Source organism: Adlercreutzia sp. DFI.6.23 (genome assembly GCF_024462535.1).
GTDB classification, from domain to species: Bacteria; Actinomycetota; Coriobacteriia; order Coriobacteriales; family Eggerthellaceae; genus Adlercreutzia; species Adlercreutzia rubneri.
Map to the genome: position 1 here is coordinate 124,559 of NZ_JANGBP010000007.1, position 18,223 is coordinate 142,781.

14 protein-coding genes are annotated in these 18,223 nt (G+C 65.1%); 8 read left to right on the forward strand and 6 right to left on the reverse strand.

Annotation, left to right across the window (positions count from 1 at the left end; genetic code table 11):
- Window positions 1-107: 107 nt before the first annotated feature.
- Genes NE591_RS08435 through NE591_RS08445 form a run of 3 tightly spaced genes read left to right on the forward strand, consistent with a single transcriptional unit; the run spans window position 108 to window position 4,763 of the window.
- Window positions 108-2,177, forward strand: a complete 2,070-nt coding sequence (locus NE591_RS08435; RefSeq protein WP_114539582.1) for a glycoside hydrolase family 2 protein — start codon at window positions 108-110, stop codon at window positions 2,175-2,177.
- Window positions 2,152-3,561, forward strand: coding sequence for a galactokinase family protein (locus NE591_RS08440; RefSeq protein WP_256156577.1), 1,410 nt, complete (start codon window positions 2,152-2,154; stop codon window positions 3,559-3,561). Before NE591_RS08435 ends, NE591_RS08440 begins: the two co-directional genes overlap by 26 nt.
- Window positions 3,558-4,763 carry a hypothetical protein gene (locus tag NE591_RS08445; RefSeq protein ID WP_114539584.1) on the forward strand — a complete coding sequence of 402 codons (1,206 nt, stop codon included), beginning with the start codon at window positions 3,558-3,560 and terminating at the stop codon, window positions 4,761-4,763. The genes NE591_RS08440 and NE591_RS08445 overlap by 4 nt, the downstream gene beginning before the upstream one ends.
- Here NE591_RS08445 and amrA read toward each other — a convergent pair.
- The gene (gene amrA, locus NE591_RS08450) at window positions 4,760-6,214 is read right to left on the reverse strand and encodes an AmmeMemoRadiSam system protein A (RefSeq protein WP_114539585.1); all 1,455 of its coding nucleotides are present in this window, start codon (window positions 6,212-6,214) and stop codon (window positions 4,760-4,762) included. The two genes, NE591_RS08445 and amrA, sit on opposite strands and share 4 nt — an antisense overlap.
- 300 nt (window positions 6,215-6,514) lie before the next feature.
- Here amrA and NE591_RS08455 point away from each other — a divergent pair, with 300 nt between their 5' ends.
- Window positions 6,515-6,823, forward strand: a complete 309-nt coding sequence (locus NE591_RS08455) for a co-chaperone YbbN (protein WP_114539586.1) — start codon at window positions 6,515-6,517, stop codon at window positions 6,821-6,823.
- A 65-nt stretch (window positions 6,824-6,888) separates the two neighbouring features.
- Window positions 6,889-8,016, forward strand: coding sequence for an aldo/keto reductase (locus NE591_RS08460; RefSeq protein ID WP_157012017.1), 1,128 nt, complete (start codon window positions 6,889-6,891; stop codon window positions 8,014-8,016).
- Between the two features lie 5 nt (window positions 8,017-8,021).
- On the opposite strand, the gene NE591_RS08465 is transcribed toward NE591_RS08460, so the two are convergent.
- On the reverse strand, window positions 8,022-8,966 hold the full coding sequence (locus tag NE591_RS08465; protein WP_114539588.1) for an AEC family transporter: 945 nt from the start codon (window positions 8,964-8,966) through the stop codon (window positions 8,022-8,024).
- A gap of 431 nt (window positions 8,967-9,397) precedes the next feature.
- Between NE591_RS08465 and NE591_RS08470 the strand changes: the two genes are divergently transcribed.
- Complete coding sequence (locus NE591_RS08470; protein WP_114539589.1) at window positions 9,398-10,234, forward strand: deoxyribonuclease IV; 837 nt, start codon at window positions 9,398-9,400, stop codon at window positions 10,232-10,234.
- Between the two features lie 8 nt (window positions 10,235-10,242).
- On the opposite strand, the gene NE591_RS08475 is transcribed toward NE591_RS08470, so the two are convergent.
- From NE591_RS08475 to NE591_RS08485, 3 genes are all read right to left on the reverse strand, one after another.
- Window positions 10,243-10,983, reverse strand: a complete 741-nt coding sequence (locus tag NE591_RS08475; RefSeq protein WP_114539590.1) for a hemolysin III family protein — start codon at window positions 10,981-10,983, stop codon at window positions 10,243-10,245.
- A gap of 121 nt (window positions 10,984-11,104) precedes the next feature.
- Window positions 11,105-12,004, reverse strand: coding sequence for an epoxyqueuosine reductase QueH (locus NE591_RS08480; RefSeq protein ID WP_321203148.1), 900 nt, complete (start codon window positions 12,002-12,004; stop codon window positions 11,105-11,107).
- A gap of 10 nt (window positions 12,005-12,014) precedes the next feature.
- On the reverse strand, window positions 12,015-12,530 hold the full coding sequence (locus NE591_RS08485; RefSeq protein ID WP_114539592.1) for a ferritin: 516 nt from the start codon (window positions 12,528-12,530) through the stop codon (window positions 12,015-12,017).
- 250 nt (window positions 12,531-12,780) lie between these two features.
- Between NE591_RS08485 and NE591_RS08490 the strand changes: the two genes are divergently transcribed.
- Window positions 12,781-15,975, forward strand: a complete 3,195-nt coding sequence (locus NE591_RS08490; RefSeq protein ID WP_256156578.1) for an ABC transporter ATP-binding protein/permease — start codon at window positions 12,781-12,783, stop codon at window positions 15,973-15,975.
- Between the two features lie 309 nt (window positions 15,976-16,284).
- On the opposite strand, the gene NE591_RS08495 is transcribed toward NE591_RS08490, so the two are convergent.
- Window positions 16,285-16,656: a phage holin family protein gene (locus tag NE591_RS08495; RefSeq protein ID WP_022740483.1), complete on the reverse strand. Its 372-nt coding sequence runs from the start codon at window positions 16,654-16,656 to the stop codon at window positions 16,285-16,287.
- Window positions 16,657-16,940: 284 nt separating this feature from the next.
- On the opposite strand from NE591_RS08495, the gene rlmD reads away from it, so the two are divergent.
- A complete protein-coding gene (gene rlmD, locus NE591_RS08500) occupies window positions 16,941-18,188 on the forward strand; it encodes a 23S rRNA (uracil(1939)-C(5))-methyltransferase RlmD (protein WP_371130578.1) in 1,248 nt (415 codons plus the stop codon).
- Window positions 18,189-18,223 lie beyond the last annotated feature (35 nt).

The following is an 18,223-nucleotide window of genomic DNA, read 5'->3' on the forward strand; positions in this document are numbered from 1 at the left end:
TTACGATCTGCGCGCCGCGCCGCCTATCGGCTATCATCTTACTCGTAAGTCAACGGGCCCGCCCGCGCAAGCGGCGGGCCCGTGCGCGATTGCGGGAAGGAGGGGCCATGGACATCAAACGAGTGCTGGCGAGCGCGCCTCGCGACCACGACCCGGGCGCTGCCCGTCCGCTGCTCACGCGCTGGGGCGAGGCGCTCGATCCCGACTCCGTGCGCAGCGAGCATCCGCGCCCGCAGTTCGCCCGCGACCGCTTTATATCCCTCAACGGTTGGTGGGACTACGCTTTCGTTCCCATGGGAGCTCATCGTACCGTACGGCCGCCCGATGCGTTCGATGGGCGCATCCTCGTGCCCTTCTCGCCCGAGTCCCTGCTGTCGGGGGTGGGGCGCCAGCTTCAGCCCGACGAGCTTCTGTGGTACGTGCGCCGCGTGCCCGTTCCCGCCCTGGGCGAGGGCGAGCGCTGCCTGCTGCATTTCGAGGCCGTGGATTTCGCCTGCGCCTGCTGCGTGAACGGCCAGGTCGTGGGCACTCACGAGGGAGGGTATCTGCCGTTTTCCTTCGACATCACCGAGGCGCTGCGGGCAGAGAAGGCAGCCGGCGAGGGGAGTACGGAAGCGCGTTTCCAGGGCGCGGAAGCAGCGATTGAGGACGTGGCGGTTGAAGGTATCGGAGACGCGAAAGGCGGAGCCTGTGGGGAGGGAAAGGACGATCTCGAAGAGGCGGCCGACCTGGCTCCGGCGCCGCCGCGGGAGTTCGTGGTCGCCCTGTGCGTTCGCGATCCGAGCGATGCGGGTACCCAGCCGCGGGGCAAGCAGCGGCTCAAGTCGGGCGGCATCTGGTACACGGCCCAAAGTGGCATTTGGCAGCCGGTGTGGATGGAGGTCGTTCCCGCTCGTCGCGTGCTGGCCCTGGCGTTGCATCCCGACGCCGATGCCGGCACTCTGACGGCGGATGTCGATGTGAGCGGGGACGCGGGTCTGGTGCGCATCTACGTGTGCGACCCGACGGGCCGCCAGGTGGCCGCCGGCGCCGCTTTCGCCGAAGAGGGCTCGGTGCCGGTGGGCGAGGCGTCTTCTGAACAGGCGGGGCCGGCCCGCCGCGTACGCCTGCGGCTCGATCTCGGCGAGGTGCGCCGCTGGAGCCCCGACGACCCGTGTCTTTACGACATCACCGTGCGCTTCGGCACCGATGTCGTGCGCAGCTACACCGCCTTCCGCACGGTGAAGGTGGCGCCAGATGGGGCGGGACGCTTCCGCTTCTTCCTGAACGGCGAGCCGCTGCTTTTGCGCGGGGTGCTCGACCAGGGCTACTGGTCCGACGGCCTTATGACGGCGCCCTCCGATGCTGCGCTTGCCTTCGACATTCAGGCCATGAGGGACGCCGGTTTCAACATGGTGCGCAAGCACCTGAAGGTGGAGGCCGACCGCTGGTACTACCATTGCGATCGGCTTGGCATGCTGGTGTGGCAGGACATGGTGTCGGGCGGGGGCACCTACGACGGTTGGGAAACCAGCTACAAGCCGACGCTGTGGCGCGGGAGCTGGGGCGATTACAGCGATACTTCGGCGTCCCATCAGCGGAGGCTCGGCGCCGATGATGTCGCCTATCAGCGCCAGTGGATGCGGGAGTGCCGCGGCACGGTGGCCCATTTGCGCGCGCACCCCTCGGTGGTCACCTGGGTGCTGTTCAACGAGGGCTGGGGGCAATTCGACACGCTGGCCTGCGCCGAGGAGATCCATCTGCTGGATCCGACGCGGCCCATCGACGCCGTGAGCGGCTGGTACGACCAGGGCGCGGGCGACTTCCAGAGCGTGCACAACTATTTCCGTCCGCTTGCGGTCTACCGCGACCGGCGCGACCTGGCGGGTTACGCGCGGCTGGCCGGCGGCCGCGCCTTTGCGATCTCGGAATTCGGCGGGGTAGTGCACGCCGTGGCGGGTCACAGCGCCTTCGCGGGCACCTACGGCTACGGGGCCACCGACACGCCGGCCGAATGGCGCGCGGAGGTGCGCCGAACCCTGGATACCGCGGGGGCCTTGGAGGGGGCGGGGCTTTCCGCCTACGTGTACACGCAGCTGTCGGACGTGGAAGAAGAGTGCAATGGCATCCTCACCTACGACCGGCGGGTGAACAAGCTGAAGGAGGACGGCGATGAGTGCGGTAGCGCTGAGATGTGACGCCGATGCCGAGCGCAAGTTGGCGCATCTGCGGGAACGGTTCGCCGAGGCGTTCCCCGTGAGGGCGGCCGATGAGGGTGTCGGCAGGGACGTCGACAGGGACGCCGACGACGGTGCCGGCGGAGACGTCGATGCGGTCGCCCCGTTCGCACCCGTGGCGGCCCATGGCACCTTCGTGCTCGCCTCGGCGCCGGGCCGGTTGGAGGTGGCGGGCAACCACGTGGACCACCAGGGCGGCCGCGTCATTTCCTCGGCCATCGGCGAGCGCGTCTGGGGGCTTGCGGCCGAAAACGGAAAGCATCTGGTGCGGGTGTCCATGGAGGGCTTCGGCACCGATGCGATCGACCTGAACGATGCGGATTGGCGGAGGCCCCACGGCGTGGAGACCCAGTCCTCCGGCGCCCTTCTGCGCGGCATGCTGGCCGCCTACGACGAGGCGGGCGGCCCGTTGCGCGGCTTCGATCTGGCCACCTGCTCGGAGGTGCCCGCCGGCTGCGGTTTGTCCTCCTCGGCGGCCTTCGAGGTGATGGTGGGCGCCGTTCTGGAGGCGCTGTTCGGCCCCGGCCCTTTCGCGGGCACGCCGGAACCGGCACCGGGCCAGGTCGCCGCGGAAGGGGGAGAAGGCGGCTTCGTTCCCCTTGATCCCGTGGCCTTGGCTCTGGCGGGCGTGACCGCCGAGCAGCGCTACTTCGGCAAGCCCTGCGGCGCCCAGGATCAGCTGGCCAGCGCCTGCGGAGGCACGGTGCTTCTCGATTTCGGGCCGAAAGTACCCACGGTGACCCCGCTTGCCTTCGACGCGACGTGCGTCGGCTATGCGGTGGTGCTCGTCGACTCGCGCCAGGATCACTCGGTGCACACCGAGGAGTTCGCCTCCGTCCCGGCCGACATGCGCATGGTGGCCAATCATCTGGGCGCCGCGCGCCTGGGTGACGCAGACGTCGATGCGCTGTTCGCGAGCCTACAGGACATCCGCGCGGCCTTGGGCGACGGGCGCGTCATGCGGGCCCTGCACTACTTCGACGAGGTGGCCCGGGTCGATCGGCAGCGTCAGGCTTTGGAAGAGGGGGATTTCCCGCTGTTTTTGAAGTGCGTGCGTCTGTCGGGGGCCTCCTCCGCTCAGTTTCTGCAGAACGTGTCCCCGCACGGCGACGGCTGCGGGGAGCGCCAGCCGGCCATGCTCATTCAGGGGCTGTGCGCGCACCTGCTCAGCGAAGAGGGCGCCTGGCGCATCCACGGCGGCGGTTTTGGCGGATCGGTGCTGGCGCTCGTGCCCGTCGGCGAGGTTTCCGGCTTCATGGAAGCGATGGACGGCCTGCTCGGCTACCGGGCCTGCCGTGAGGTGGTCGTGGGCGGCCCCGGCGTGCTGGCGAGGCGGCTGCCATGAGCGGGGCCGCAAGAGGCACGGAAGGTGCCGTGGACGAGCGCGGCAATCCTTTCTGGACGTACGATTCTCCGACAGGGCCCTTGGAGATCACCATCAACCTGGCCAAGCCCGAGAAGGATCCGCGGGACATCGCCGCTGCGGCGGGGGCAACCCTCGGTGGTACGGCGCTTGCGGCGGTCCCTGCTGGAGAAGGCGAGGCTGCGGTGACCTCGGTGGAGGGCGACGCGAGAGAGGGGTCTTTCGCCGCCCCGACGACCTGCGACCTGTGCTGGGAACCGTCGGGGAAGGACGGCCTCGCGCGTTTGGGGCGCTCGGGCGCGCCCGTGACCGAGGTTTTCCTTGGCGACGAGCCGTGGGCCTGGTGGTTCTCGCCCTACGGCTACTTCCCCGAGCATCTCATCGTGGCGTCCCACGAGCACCGCCCCATGGCCATCGGCCACGACACCATCGCGCGGCTGCTCGATTTCTCGGACGCCTATCCGCAGTGGTTCATCGGCTCCAACGCCGATTTGCCCATCGTCGGCGGCTCCCTTCTGGGCCACGACCACTTCCAAGGCGGCGGCCACCGCTTCCCCCTGATGAACGCGCCCATTGCGCGAGCGTTTCCCATTGAAGGTTTGGAAGGCGTGGAGGCGGGCATCGTGCGCTGGCCCGCCTCCGTGGTGCGCCTGCGCAGCCGCAACCGCTCGACCCTCACTGAGGCAGCTTGCCGCATCCTGGACGCCTGGCGCCCCTTCACCTTCGAGGAGTGCGGCATTAAGGCCTTCTCGGTTCTTCTGACGGCCGCCCTCGATTGCGATGCCGCGGCGCCCGGCGGGGCGTGCCGGGGAAGTGCTCCGGGTTCCTCGGGTGTCGAGGGCGCTCCCGCGCGCTTCGTGCAGCACAACACGGCGAATCCCATCCTGTGGCGCGAGGACGACAACTACGTGATGGATATCGTGCTGCGCAACAACCGCACGACGCCGGAGCGCCCCTTCGGGCTTTTCCATGTGCCCGAGCGGCTCTTCCACATCAAGAAGGAGAACATCGGCCTCATCGAGATTATGGGCCGCGCCATCCTCCCCGCGCGCCTGGCAGCCGAACTGCCTGCTATCAAGGACGAGTGCAGCCGCGCCTTCTACGAGATCCTCATGGCCACAGGCGTCTTCAAGGACGACCCCGCCGGCCGCCGCGGCTGGGAGACTTTCCTCGCGACTATCTAGGAGCGTCGCGGCTCGCCGCCGGCGGTGTGGCGGACGACCTCGAAGCGCTCGAGGTGCACCTGCTCGTCTGGCCGGATGCCCGCCTTCTGCTTGGCGATGGCGATCTGGTCGAAGACGGTGTCGACCCCTTCCAAATCGGGAAGCAGCAGGCCTCGCCGATGCCCGCGAGTCACGATGACGCCGTAGCGCGTCGGATCGAGCTCTTCCAGGTTGTCGACGGGCTCCGGTTCGCCGAGCACGTCCACGGAATACTCGAGGAAGGGAAGTTCCTCGGGGCGCACGGGAGCGAAGCGCGGGTCCTCGGTGGCTGCCGCCACGCCGTTGCGAATGACCTCCTCGGCAAGGCTTTTGCGCACCGGCGCAATGGTGCCGATGCAGCCGCGCAGCTGCCCGTGCTTGTGCAGGCTCACGAAGGCCCCGGCGCGCCGGCCGGTCAGCTCCTCGGGTGCGTCGGTGGGAAGGGGTAAGACGGTGCCCTGAGCGACGATGGACTCCACGCTCGCCCGGGCGAGGGCCACAATCGGGTCGTCTCCGGGGTGCGGCGGCCACGCCGGCGAACCGCCGCGAGCCCCGCCGATCTCGCGATCCTCTTCCCGCACGATTTCGGCCGCCGCCTCCTCTTCGGTGCTCTCGGGCGCGTCCTCGATTTCGAAGGCGGCCACGGCGTAGCCCACGCCGAAGGGCCCCTCGTAGCTTAAGAGCTCGGAAGCGAAGGGCTCGCCGGTCGCCTCTAGGGCGCCGGCCATGATCTGGAAGGAGCGCAGCCCGCACTCGGCGGCGCCGTCGCAGAGGGCGGCGTCCAGGCCGAACAGGCCTTCCAAATTCCCGTGGGCGAACATCTCGGCTACCGTGCGGTCGAACTTAGGTCCTTCCGGGGCGAATCCGTAGGGGCCGTCCTCCTTCAGCTTGTGGGACATATCCCCGCTTGCGACGAGCACGCAGCGGCGCCCCAGGGCGCGAGCGGCTTCGGTGATGGCCCGGCCCAGAAAGCGGTGGTCGGCCTCGGAAAGTCCCGAGAGCCCCATCCGCACCACCGTCACGGAATCAAGATTGATAGTCTCTTCCAGGAAATGGAGCGGCACGAAGGTGCCGTGGTCGATGTCGGCCATGGACGCCGGGGCGCCGGCCGAGGGGATGCTTCGGCGGTGCAGGCGCGCGGCCACGTCCTCGGCGAAGGGAAGGTCGGTGCGGGTCGTCACGCGCTCGTCCGGCTGCCCGAAGGCGGCCAGCGAGCCAGTTTCCTCCGGCGTGTCGGCGATGAAGAACCCGTCACGGTACAGCGGCGCGTGAGGCGAGGTGATGACGATAAGGTCGGGTCGGTGGGCGGCCACGCGTCGGGCGACCTCGCGGTAGGCGGCGATGGTGTCGGCGATGGCCGCCTCCTGGCCGTGCCCGACGGCGGGCACGATGAGCGGCGGATGGGGAACGGCGTAGGCAGCGAGCAGGGCCATGGGATCACCTTTCTTTTGGAGGAGCGCGTGGGGAGCGAATGCCGGCGCGGGCGCGGGCGCGGGCATTCGCGCGGATCTTCCCGTGACAGTGGATTTGCATTCATGATGACCCACCGCATCCGTATTCCCCACCGAACCGCCAAAGCGTCACGGGATTGTATTCGCCGTCTTCCAACAAACAGGCAACAATCGGGCGCGCGGAGATAACAGAACAGTCGCGTCGCTGGTCTCGATGCATTCCGAAACCACAATAGGGGACGCATCTGACTGTGGACTCATCCCCAGCAAAGGAGAGCTATCATGATCGAGATTCTGAACGAGGGCAACTTCGACGAGAAAGTCCTGCAATCGAGCGGCAATGTGCTCGTCGAATTCTTCGCCACCTGGTGCCCTCACTGCCAGCGCATGATGCCCATCATCAACGAGGTGGCCGATCGCGTCCAGGGCCAGGCCGTGGTCTACCAGGTTGATGTCGACAAGTCACCCGACCTTGCTCAAACCTACGCGCCCAACGGCTTTCCGTCCTTCGCCTTGTTCGTGAACGGCCAGCTCGCCGAAACCCTGGTGGGCGAGCAGACCGAAGAGCGTTTGCTTGCGCTTGTTGCTTAATCGCTTGACTTGGAGCCGACTCCAACCTTTATCATTCTCCTCATCAATGATTGAGAGGAGAATTCATGACCGCATCTTACGAGGGCGTGGCGAAGCTCGGCTTCGGTGCCATGCGCCTTCCGCTCGCAGACCCCGACGACGTGACCGCCATCGACATCGAGCAGCTGAAGGCCATGATGGACGAGTTCATCGCGAAGGGCGGTACCTACGTGGACACCGCGTTTGTCTACCACAACGGCGCCTCTGAGACGGCTCTGCGCGAGGCGCTCGTGGAACGCTACCCGCGGGACGCCTACACCCTCGCCACAAAGTGTCTGGCCTGGGCGTGCCCCACGAAGGAGGAGGCCCAGGCGTGCCTGCCCACTTCTCTTGAGCGGCTGGGGGTCGACTACATCGACTATTACCTGCTGCACAACCTAGGCGGCGCGCGCACGGCCAAGTTCGACGAGTACGACATGTGGAACTACGTGGCGAAGGCGAAGGCCGACGGGCTCGTGCGCCACGTCGGCTTCTCCATGCACGACGGCCCCGAGACGCTGGAGGAGATTCTGACGGCGCATCCCGAGGTGGACTTCGTGCAGCTGCAGGTAAACTACCTGGATTGGGACGACCCGGTCACCCAGTCTGCCCGCTGCATGGAAGTGGCCGCGGCCCACGGCGTGCCCGTCATCATCATGGAACCGGTGCGCGGCGGCCGTTTGGCGAACTTGCCCGAGCGTGGCGCCGAGGTGCTGGCCGCTGCCGATCCCGATGCGAGCCAGGCGAGCTGGGCCTACCGCTTCTGCCTCGATCTGCCGGGCGTGCTCACGGTGCTCGCCGGCGCCTCCACGCTCGATCAGATGCGGGACAACATGGCCACCTTCCAAAGCCACGCGCCGCTGACCGAGGCGGAGCGCGGTGCCATCGACGGCGCCATCGCGGCCCTGCGCAGCGTGGATCTCATCCCATGCACGAACTGCGGCTACTGCGTGAAGGACTGCCCCGAGGGTGTGAAGATCCCCATCGCCATGAACCTGTTGAATCTGGAGAAGACCTGCGAGGACAACGAGTTCGTCAAGGGTCTCTACTCTTGGCAGGCCGCCGAGGGCCCCGCGTCCAAGTGCATCCAGTGCGGCACCTGCGAGGCTATGTGCCCCCAGTCCATCGGCATCATCGACCACCTCGCCGAAGCCGTCGAGCACTTCGAGGGGTAGTCTTCCTACATAACCACTCCCACGAACCCTGCCAGTATGGGGATGCTCGCTATTGCCAGCACGGTGGTGACGAAGGTGCCCTGGGCCATGACCCGGGAGTTGCCGCCGTACTGGTAGCAGAGCATGGTGCCGTTGGTGGCCACCGGCATGCCCGCCAGCACCACCGCCACTGAGAACATGAGCCCCGCCGGCACGAATGCGTGGAAGACCGCCCAGATGATGGCCGGCATCACGATCAGCCGGAACACCGAGCAGGTCCACAGGCGCGGACCGCCGATGAGGTCGCGCACTGGCAGGTTCGCGAGCGACGAGCCGATGATGAGCAGCGCCGCCGGCGTGGTGATGGAGCCGAGCGTGTTCAGCGCCTCCCCCAGAATCGGCGCATGGTGAATGCCGGCAAGCGTGAGAACCACCGCCGCCACGCATGACAGCATGACCGGTGTGACGAAAGTGCGCCAGCTGGTTTGCACCTTTACGTCGCCATCAATATCCTGGGTGAGAAACCATGCGCCCACGGTGAACACGAAGAAGTTGAAGGGCAGGTTGAACACGGCGGCGTACACGAGCGCATCGGGGCCGAAGATGGCCGAGAGCACCGGATACCCGATGAACCCGACATTGCCGAAGCAGAGCATGAACCGGTACACGCCCCGGCGCCCGTCGGGAATGCGCAGAAGCAGCGTGAACCCGTAGGCCACGGCGAACATGACAAAAGTACTCGCCACGGAAAGCCCCAGGCACAACCACACTTCCGCTTGTGTGGGCAGCTCAGTGGCCGTGAGCACCGAGCCCAAGATCATGCCCGGCAACGCAATGTTGATGACCAGCTTCGAGAGCATGCGGTCGAACTCGTCGTTCATGAAGCGCAGCCTCTTCGCGGCGTAGCCCACTCCCACGATGACGAACAGCGTGATGATCTCCTTGAATATGCCTATCATGCCCTCGGTCATGGGGCGAAGCTCTCTTTCTCCGATTGCGGAACGCTCGCTCGATCCTTTGCGACCCTCGTCGGTCTTCTCGAGCAATTTGCAGGACAGATTGTGGCAAAAAAATCGAGTTGTTAGACTTTCAGGGGTGCGGCAAATGGATTTATGGAACGATTTAGGTCTCTTCAGGCATCGGATGCGGCTTCTTTCGGTGTTTTCGGCGCTACTGGCAGGTGCTGGATGAATCGAAATGTCTAACAACTCGAAATTCTTGCCCAAATTCGGACTTCGGATTGCCTCGCAGGCGAGGGCGAGAATATCGCGACGCGCATTGCGGTTCCGACATCGCGTCCCCGCGTTGTAGAGGCTACGGGTTTTCTGGAAAGCGCGCGACGATGCGGCTCGTTGGCGTATACTGGCCAGCGCTGCGTTAGCTTCGTCGAAAGGATGAGTCCGTGTTCACCATCGGTTGTCATTTGTCCAGCGCCAAGGGGTATCTGAAGATGGCCCAGGATGCGGCCTCCATCGATGGGAACACGTTCCAGTTCTTCACGCGCAACCCGCGCGGCGGCAAGGCCAAGGCCATCGATCCGGCCGATGTGGCTGCGTTCCACGAGTTCGCGGGCGCCCACGGGATCACGACGTTTCTGGCCCATGCGCCCTACACCATGAACCCGGCAGCGGCCAAGCCCGAGACGCGCGCCTTTGCCATCGAGCTCTTAACCGACGACCTCATGCGTATGGAAAACACCCCCGGCCAGCTGTACAACATGCACCCGGGCTGCCACGTGGGCCAGGGCGCCGAGGCGGGCATCGCGCTCATCGCCGACGCGCTGAACCAGGTGCTCACGCCCGAGCAGTCCACCACGCTGCTGCTTGAAACCATGGCAGGCAAGGGCACGGAGGTCGGCGGCCGTTTTGAAGAGCTGGCCGCCATCATCGACGCCGTGGAATTGGACGAGAAAGTGGGCGTGTGCCTGGACACCTGCCACGTGTGGGACGGCGGCTACAACATCGCCGGCGATCTGGACGGCGTGTTGGAGGAGTTCGATCGCGTGATCGGGCTCGACCGCCTGCGCGCCATCCACTTGAACGACTCGAAGAACCCGCTCGGCGCCCACAAGGACCGCCACGCCCCCATCGGCGAGGGCTGCATCGGCTTTGACGCGCTCGCTGCCGTGACGAACCACCCGGCCCTACGCGATCTGCCCTTCTTCCTGGAAACGCCTCAGGACGATCTTTCCGGCTGGGGCCGCGAAATCGCCGCCCTGCGCGCCGCGCACACCGAGTAGCTGCAGCGCTAAATCACGAAGAAATACACGCTGAAGAACTGCAGGCAGCTGGCGGCCAGCACGAACAGGTGAAAAATCGAGTGCATGTAACGCACCTTTTTGAAGATGTAGAACACGGCGCCCACGGTATAGCTGATGCCGCCGGCAACCAAGAGCCAGAAGCCTGCGGGGGCCAGCTCGGCGAACAGCGTCGGGATGAAGAACACGATGGACCAGCCGAGCGCCACGTAAAGCACGGCCGATATCCAACGGGGACGGTAGGTCCAGAAGGCTTCAAAGGCGATGCCGACAAGTGAGACGGCCCAGACGAAGGCGGCGAGCCAGATGCCGCCCACATGTCCCAAGGTGATGAGGCAGTAAGGGGTGTAGGTACCGGCGATGAGCAGGTAGATGCCGGAATGGTCGAGCACTTTGAACACGCGTTTGGCGCGTTCTGCTGCCAGCGCGTGGTACAGCGTGGACATAAGGTACTCCAGCAACTGCGCGATGCCGTACACGAGGGCCGCTGCTAAAAGGATGCCGCCGCCATCGGCCACCGACTTCACGATGAGAAGCACGAGGGCCGCCACGGCCAGGCCCGCCCCTACGCCATGGGTGACGGCGTTGAAGATCTCCTCGCCCAAGGTGTACTCGCGCACGGGCTTTTTGCCGGAGCGCTTGATGAGTTCCCGAATTTCGGGCGACACCTTGGCCGCCGCCGCAGCGGCGTTGGGGGAGAGCTCGGGATGGGTTAGGCGAATGTTGGGCATCGCTCCTCCTTCGCGTGCGGATAGATCACCGCATCATAGACCATTGGTCAGGCTTCCCAGACAACGATAGGCAAACCGTAGGAGAAAGGCAAATCACGGCAAGACGCCACGAGAGATGCGGCTACTGCTGCTCGCGCAGGGCTTTGAGAATGGCGCGCTTTTTGGCCTGCTTGTCGGCGTAGGCCTGCTTCTCGGCGCGGGTGCGGGCGCGTTCGGCTTCGGCGGCAGCGCGCTTGTCGGCATGGGCTGCAAGCTCCGCTTCGCGGGCGGCTCGTCGGGCGGCGCGACGCTCTTCGCGCTCGGCGGCGGCCTCGGCGTCGGAGAAGCGGCAGCCGCAGTAGTTCTGGCGGTACATGCCGCCCTCGCGCGAGCGCCGGGTGGCCTCGTCGTAGAAGGGGCGGTAGTCTGCGAAGCAGGCCTTGATGCCCTCGCGGGCGCAGGCGCGCTCCAGCTCTTCGCGGATGATGCGGGTGTACTGGTAGGGGCTCACCGAAAGCGTGGTGCCAAGGGCAGCGAAGCCGTGCTCGCGGGCGTAGTGCGCGGCTTCTTCAAAGCGCAGGCGGTAGCAAGCCCGGCAGCGGGCCTCGCGGGCCCGACGCGCTGTCGTACGCCCTTCCGTAGGGGCGGGGCTTGCGCCGCCCTCATCGAGCACGGTTGACTTGCTTGATGAGGGGCGACCAAGGTCGCCCCCTACGGGATTTGCCCCAAAGAGGGCTTCCTCCTCAAGATCGCCTTCTTCGTTGGCGATGACGCCGAACTTGGCTTCGGCAGCGTCGCCTATGCGGCCGGCAGTGGCCTCCCAAGCCTCGGGGTCGTAGGCGCCTTCCACGACTTCCACGTCGGCGTCCGCGGCCCATTCGCGCAGGGTAGCCAGGCGGCGGGCGTATTCCTCGGCAGGGTGGATGTTCGAGTTCGCGTAGAACACGACGGGTTCCACCCCTTCCGAGCGCAAAATGCGGACCGGCTCCAAGGAGCACGGTCCGCAGCAAGCATGTAACAGGATGCGTTCCAAGGGTGGCAAGCTCGGCGGCCTACTTGCCGGCCAGGGGGCTCGGCACGGTGTAGATGCGGGCGGCGCAGGCCTGATCCAGGTCGTACAGGCCCTTCGGGTCGCCGCCGAACAGCTTCATGTTGGTGATCATGGTGTCGGCGTTGTCCTCTTCCTCCAGCTGCTCGTCGATGAACCAGCCGAGGAACTTCTGGGCGCGGTAGTCGTGGGCCTCGAGCGCCGCGGCGTAGATGTCGTTGATGAGCGAGGTCACGTACTTCTCGTGCTCCATGGCGGCCTCGAGCGGCTCCAGGAAGTTCGCGAAGGTCTTGTCGGGCATGTCGATGGCCAGAAGCTTCACGGCCTCGCCGTTCTCATGCAGGTAGTTGCGGAAGATCATCGCGTGATCGCGCTCTTCCTGAGCCTGGATCTCGAAGTAGTTAGCGTAGCCGGACAGGCCCTCCTCCTCGTAGTAGTCGGCGAAGGAGAGGTACAGGTAGGCGGAGTACAGCTCCTTGTTGATCTGGTCGTTGATGAGCTCGTAGACCTTGGCGTCCATGAAAATCCTTTCTCGTTGGTCGGCGCGATGCCGCCTGGCGCAACGGGGCGTTGGGCGTGGGGCCCGCACCCGCGCAGCCGGCGGGGAACGCCGACGCTTCTTGGTGAACCGCAAGACAGGATACCGCGAAAACCCTTAATCTTCGTGGCAAATCTATGCAAATAACCCGCTTTTAACGAAAGCGCCAGGCGGCGCGCACCGCCGCACCTTCATAATGGCTCCCGAGAATTGAAGGAAAGGGAATGCGCGCATGCTGCAGCTCAAGAATATCTGCAAGTCCTACACGACGGGCGACTTCACCCAGGTGGCCTTGAACGACGTCTCCATCTCGTTCCGCGACAACGAGTTCGTGGCGATTCTGGGCCCGTCGGGCTCGGGCAAGACGACGCTTTTGAACGTGATGGGCGGCCTGGATCACTACGACTCCGGCGACATGATCGTCGACGGCATCTCCACCCACCGCTACAAGGATCGCGACTGGGACACCTTCCGCAACAACCGCATCGGGTTCGTGTTCCAAAGCTACAATCTCATTCCGCACCAGACCATCCTGCAGAACGTGGAGCTGGCGCTGACGCTCTCGGGCGTGGGGAAGGCCGAGCGCACGCGCCGCGCCAAGGAGGCCCTGGCATCCGTGGGCCTGACCGAGCACTTGAACAAGAAGCCGAGCCAGCTCTCGGGCGGCCAGATGCAGCGGGTGGCCATTGCCCGCGCGCTCATCAACGACCCGGAGATCGTGCTGGCCGACGAGCCCACCGGCGCCCTGGATTCCCATACTTCCGTGCAGATCATGGACCTGCTCACGCAGATCGCCAAGGATCGCCTGGTCATCATGGTCACCCACAACCCGGAGCTGGCGGCCGAGTACGCCACGCGCACGGTGAACCTCGCCGACGGCGTCATCCGCTCGGATACCGATCCCTACTTCCCCACGGAAGAGGAGATGCACGCCTCGCGCAAGCCCATCCGCAAGACCTCGATGAGCTTTCCCACGGCGCTCGCGCTGTCGGCGAACAACCTTATGACCAAGAAGGGCCGCACCATCATGACGGCCTTCGCCGGCTCCATCGGCATCATCGGCATTGCGGCCATACTCGCGCTCGCCAACGGCGTGGACAACTACATCGAGCGCACCGAGGAGGAGACGCTGTCGGTGTACCCGCTGCAGATCATGTCCACGGGCTTCGACATGACGGCGCTCATGGGCATGGCCGCCGATGGGAGCACGGGCGACGGGGGAGATGCGACGGGCGAGGGCACCGGCGACGACCCGCTTGCGGAAATGGGCCTTCAAGGTGGCAAGAACGGGGACGAGAACGACCCGGCCGCCGACGGCAACGTGCCCGAGACGCGCATGGTCACCGATATGTTCGCAAGCCTGGAGAACAACGACCTCGCCTCGCTCAAGCTGTTCCTCGACGAGAACGGCGGCGACATCAACAGCTACGTGAACTCCATCGAGTACTCCTACAACGTGGTGCCCCAGATCTTCGACGGCAACACCGAGGACGGGGTGCGCCAGATCAATCCGGACACGACGTTCTCCGCCTTCGGTATGGGCTCCGGTTCGTCCAACGCGCTCATGTCGTCCATGTACTCCACCGATGTGTTCAGCGAGATGATGGGCAACACCGCCATTGTGGAAGAGCAGTACGACGTGAAGGCGGGCCGGTGGCCTTCCGCCTACAACGAGTGCGTCGTCGTGCTGACGGCGAACGGCACGGTTCCCGATCTGGTGAGCTACGCGCTGGGCTTGCGCGACCATGCGGTGCTGGAGGATATGATCGACCAATTTATGAACGAGGAAGACGTGGAAAGCCCCGACGACGACCTCACCTTCACCTACGACGACATCATGGGCGTGTCGCTGAAGATGGTGCCCGCCGCCGACTTCTACACCTATGACGAGGAGAACAAGGTCTGGGTCGACAAAACCGGCGACGAGGAGTACATGAAGGGGCTCGTGGACGCCGGCGAGGAGCTGAAGATCGTCGGCATTGTGCAGCCGCGACCGGACGCGAAGGCCACGGCGCTTTCTATGGGCATCTACTACACGCCCGAGCTGACGCGCCATCTGATCGAGCCGGCCTCCGAGACCGCCATCGTGCAGGAGCAGCTGAATTACCCGACCATCGACGTGTTCAACGGCAAGGAGTTCACCGAGGAAGAGGAATCGGGCTCGGATTTCTCTATGGAGAACCTGTTCAGCATCGACGAGGAGGCGCTGCAGAACGCCTTCAAGTTCGATGAGTCGAAGCTGAACATGGACACGAGCGCGCTGGGCGAGGGGATGTCGGCGAGCGATCTGCCGGCGATGCCCGGGCTCGATGCAAGTGCGTTGAACCTGGATGTGACCTCCGCCTTCAACAGCGACGCCATGGGCGAGATGATGGGCGCGGCGTTGGCCGGCTACACCCAGGCCCTCGGCGCCGCCTATGCCCAGGCCGCGGCGTCGGGCACGCCGCCGGACTTCCAGACGCTGGCGCAGTCGACGCTGGAGTCCTACGCCCAAAGCCCCGAGCTGCAGGCCATTATGGGGCAGTACGCGGCGCAGATCGTCGATGCCAACGCCCTGCAGAAGGAGATGGCAACGAAGATCTCCGCAGCCCTGGAATCTTCCATGAAAGCCTACATGGAGCAGGTCATGGCCACGATCACCGCCAAGACCCAGGCCTCGGTGCAGAAGGTGATGGGCGACATGGCGGCGAGCATTCCTCTGGCCATGTCCGTGGACACGAACGCCTTCCAGGACGCCTTCCAAATGAAGATGACCGAGGACGAGCTGACCGAGCTCATCATGTCGCTCATGAGCAATGGGACGCGGTCCTTCGATGCGAACCTGAGCAAGTTGGGCTACGCGGAGCTCTCGAAGCCCTCGCAGATCGACATTTATCCGGATAATTTCGAGGACAAGCAGCAGGTCATCGCCATTCTGGACGACTACAACGACCGCATGGTGGCCTCGGGGCAGGACGACAAGAAAGTCTCCTACACCGATTTCGTTGGCACGCTCATGAAATCGGTCACAACGATCGTGGACATGATCAGCTACGTGCTCATCGCGTTCGTGGCCATATCGCTCGTGGTGTCGTCCATCATGATCGGCATCATCACCTACATCTCGGTGCTCGAGCGCAAGAAGGAGATCGGCATCCTGCGCGCCATCGGCGCGAGCAAGGGCGACATCTCGCGGGTGTTCAACGCCGAGACCATCATCGAGGGCCTGACGGCGGGCCTTATCGGCGTGGGGGTCGTGGCGCTCGTGTGCATTCCGGTCAACGCCATTGTGTACGGGCTTCTGGACGTGCCCGACATCGCCATGCTGCCGCCGGTGGCGGGAGCGATCCTCGTGGCCATCAGCGTGTTCCTGTCGTTTGTCGCCGGCCTGTTCCCCGCCATGGCCGCCGCCCGCAAAGACCCGGTCGAGGCCCTGCGCTCGGAGTAGGGCGACGCATGCGATGAGGCGGCGCGCGAAGGGGTTGCGCCGATGGTAAGAGTCTCGAAAACGTAGCCCGAGAGGGGATTTTGCCAGCTCTCTCCAACAAGTCTGGCATTATCCCCTCCCGGGCTACGGTGTAAACATCATTTAACTTTTTCTTTCTCAGAGAAACGCCTGGTCAGCGTCTTTTGGTATGCTTGGCGCAGAAAAAGACCCGTAGCCCGAGGCCTGAAAATGTCGGAACACGCTGGGGTGCCTGGCAAAATGCCCTCTCTGGCTACGGGTTGCCGCAAGCGCTGGGGGCTGCAGCTGAGGCTACGCGTCGTTGCCGATGAGGCCGTTGACGAGGGCGGACACCAGCGAGATGACGATGGAGGCCACAAAGGCGCTGCCGAAGCTGGCGATGTAGAAGCCGGCGCCGAACAGCCCGTTGGCGAGCCACGCGGCGATGTAGAGCAGAAGCGTGTTCACCACGAGATAGAAGATGCCCAGGGTGAGCACGGTCACCGGCAGCGAGAGGATCTGCAGAATCGGCTTGATGGACATGTTGATGAGCGACAGAATGAGTGCGAAGAACACGATGCCCACCCAGGATGCGCTGTTGCTCAAGATCTCGATGCCCGGCACGAGCCACACGGCGGCGGCGACGGAGATGGCGGTGACGATCCAGCGAATGATGAAGTTCATAAGTGCCTCCTTTTCCTGTGGCCCCATTATGTCAAAATGAGGCCATGACGAGAAAACATGACAACAACCCGAAACGCACCAGTAACCGCCCCGCCAAACCCAAAGCGCTCCGGGCCAACCTGCCGCGCCTTAAACGCTCCGGGGCCGATCCCGCAGGGGGCAACCTCGGTCGCCCCCTGCCCCAGGCGCGTAGGGGGAAGGGGGCGCGACGAGCGTCAAAGCCCCCCGTAGGGGGCGACCTTGGTCGCCCCTTGTCCCAGACCACCGGCGATGCGGGGAAGGGCTTGTCGTGCGCCCTGTGTCCCGCCTTCGGACGTTGCGGCGGCTGCAGCCGGTTGGACGTGCCCTACGAAGACCAACTGTCCGCGAAGGAACAACAGGTGGCCGCTCTTTTCGAAGGCATCGCCCCCGCCGACGCCCTGCTGCCCATTCTGGGCATGAACGATCCCTTCCATTACCGCAACAAGGTGATCTCCCCTTACGCCCCAGCCAAGGGCGCAAAGCGCAAGGGAAAGGATGCCAAACTCGCCCGCGCCGACATCCTCACGGGCATGTACGAGACCGGCACCCACCGGCTCATTCCCACTGATACGTGCGCTATCGAAAACGAGACGGCCAAGAAGGTGACGCTCGCCATCCGCGACATCATGGCCCGCTGGAGCATGGAGCCCTACAACGAAGACACCGGCGCCGGCTTCGTGCGCCACGCCGTGGTGCGCGTGGGCCATAAGAGCGGAGAAGTGCTCGTGACCGTGGTGACCAACGGCGAGGAGTTTCCCGCGTCGAAGGCTTTCTGCCGCGAGCTGGTGCGCCGCGTGCCCGAGGTGACCACCATCGTGCAGAACGTGAACACGCGCCAGACCAATGTCATCTTGGGCGACAAGGAGCGCGTGCTCTTCGGCCCCGGATTCATCTTGGACACGCTGTGCGGACTCACGTTCCGCATCTCGTCGCAGTCGTTCTACCAGGTGAACGCCACGCAGACCGAGGTGCTTTACGACGAGGCCATCCGCTTGGCGAATCTTACGGGCGTCGAGACGGTTATCGACGCCTATTGCGGCACAGGCACCATTGGGCTGGTGGCCGCGAGCCGTGGGGCGGCCCGCGTTATCGGCGTCGATTCCGTGGAGGCGGCCATCCGCGACGCCGCCAACAACGCCCGCCACAACGGTGTGGAAAACGCCGAGTTCGTGGCGCAGGACGCCACCGCTTTCATGAAGGAGCTTGCAGCATCGGAGGAGCGTCCGCAGCCCCTCGTCCTGCTCATGGATCCGCCGCGGGCCGGTTCCACGCCCGAGTTCCTCGCGGGCGCCGCGGCGCTTGCCCCCGAGCGCATCGTCTACATCTCGTGCAACCCCGCAACCCAGGCCCGCGACGTGCGCCAGCTGGTGAAGAGCGGCTACGAGGTGCGCGCCATCCGGCCGGTGGACATGTTCCCCCACACCGACCACGTAGAATCCATCGTCATGCTGGAACGGGAAGACAGGCGCGGAGGGGCACGGGGTGGTGCTCACCGAGCGAGGACTGTTTGAGCGACTGAGCATTACCCCGCGCCCCGGCCCCGGTG

Excerpts from the sequence above, each read along its gene's own strand:
- NE591_RS08445 (WP_114539584.1), top strand. The coding sequence starts at position 3,558 with ATGAGCGGGGCCGCAAGAGGCACGGAAGGTGCCGTGGACGAGCGCGGC.
- NE591_RS08485 (WP_114539592.1), bottom strand. The coding sequence starts at position 12,530 with ATGGACGCCAAGGTCTACGAGCTCATCAACGACCAGATCAACAAGGAG.
- NE591_RS08460 (WP_157012017.1), top strand. The coding sequence starts at position 6,889 with ATGACCGCATCTTACGAGGGCGTGGCGAAGCTCGGCTTCGGTGCCATG.
- NE591_RS08455 (WP_114539586.1), top strand. The coding sequence starts at position 6,515 with ATGATCGAGATTCTGAACGAGGGCAACTTCGACGAGAAAGTCCTGCAA.
- NE591_RS08490 (WP_256156578.1), top strand. The coding sequence starts at position 12,781 with ATGCTGCAGCTCAAGAATATCTGCAAGTCCTACACGACGGGCGACTTC.
- NE591_RS08435 (WP_114539582.1), top strand. The coding sequence starts at position 108 with ATGGACATCAAACGAGTGCTGGCGAGCGCGCCTCGCGACCACGACCCG.
- NE591_RS08475 (WP_114539590.1), bottom strand. The coding sequence starts at position 10,983 with ATGCCCAACATTCGCCTAACCCATCCCGAGCTCTCCCCCAACGCCGCT.
- NE591_RS08495 (WP_022740483.1), bottom strand. The coding sequence starts at position 16,656 with ATGAACTTCATCATTCGCTGGATCGTCACCGCCATCTCCGTCGCCGCC.
- NE591_RS08440 (WP_256156577.1), top strand. The coding sequence starts at position 2,152 with ATGAGTGCGGTAGCGCTGAGATGTGACGCCGATGCCGAGCGCAAGTTG.
- NE591_RS08465 (WP_114539588.1), bottom strand. The coding sequence starts at position 8,966 with ATGACCGAGGGCATGATAGGCATATTCAAGGAGATCATCACGCTGTTC.
- amrA (WP_114539585.1), bottom strand. The coding sequence starts at position 6,214 with ATGGCCCTGCTCGCTGCCTACGCCGTTCCCCATCCGCCGCTCATCGTG.